The sequence below is a fragment of the Mesorhizobium sp. M7D.F.Ca.US.004.03.1.1 genome (genome assembly GCF_003998635.1).
GTDB classification, from domain to species: domain Bacteria; phylum Pseudomonadota; class Alphaproteobacteria; order Rhizobiales; family Rhizobiaceae; genus Mesorhizobium; species Mesorhizobium loti.
The window spans coordinates 1-733 of sequence record NZ_RZQG01001572.1; the positions used below are offsets into that span (position 1 = coordinate 1).

Here is a 733-nt window from a genome sequence, read left to right on the forward strand (position 1 = left end):
CGCCAGGCCTGTCCGGGGACGCTGGTTGGCGTGTCGACGGGCGCCTGGATCGAGAACGATGTCGAGCGGACCCGCGCTGCGATCGCCGACTGGCGGGAGCTACCCGACTACGCCTCGGTCAACCCGTCGGAAGCGGATGCGCCCGCCGTGATGGTGCTGCTGCGCCAGCGTGGTGTCGGCATCGAGGCCGGGCTTGCCACGGTCGCCGACGCCGAACGCTTCGTCGGCCTTGCCGACCACGACCGGGTGCTGCGCATCCTGATCGAGATCGACATCCCAGACCTGTCGGCAGCACTTGACGAGGCGCACGGCATCGCCGCCGTGCTCGAACGCGCCGGGGTACGGCGGCCGATCCTGCTGCATGGCGTCGACGCCACCATCTGGCCCTTCGTCGCGCTTGCCCATCAAAAGCGGTGGTCGACGCGGGTTGGGCTGGAAGACGGCAAGACGCTCGCCGATGGAACGACGGCGAAGGACAATGCGGAAATCGTCGCTGCTGCCGTGGCGATTTTTCGCGGTGCGCCTGCGGTCTGAACGGCGCCTCAGTCCTGCCCGCCGACCGGTGCTGTCCAGCTGCGCAAGATGTGTTTCTGGATCTTGCCGGATGCGGTGCGCGGCAGCGCATCGGTGAGCAGGAATTCCTTCGGCACCTTGTAACGGGCGATGCGGGCGCCGCAGTGGCTTGCGAGATCAGCTGGATCGACAACACAGCCGGTTCTGACCACGACAAAGG

General features: G+C 67.4%; 1 protein-coding gene and 1 pseudogene. One reads left to right on the plus strand and one right to left on the minus strand.

The genetic code is table 11. The features are described 5' to 3' along the window. Positions 1 to 534: 3-keto-5-aminohexanoate cleavage protein (locus tag EN935_RS38775; RefSeq protein ID WP_127374391.1), on the plus strand; the 534-nt coding region annotated here is incomplete at its 5' end. Positions 535 to 542: 8 nt separating this feature from the next. On the opposite strand, the pseudogene EN935_RS38780 reads toward EN935_RS38775, so the two are convergent. Further along, a pseudogene (locus EN935_RS38780) lies at positions 543 to 733 on the minus strand (acyl-CoA synthetase); the annotation flags it as partial.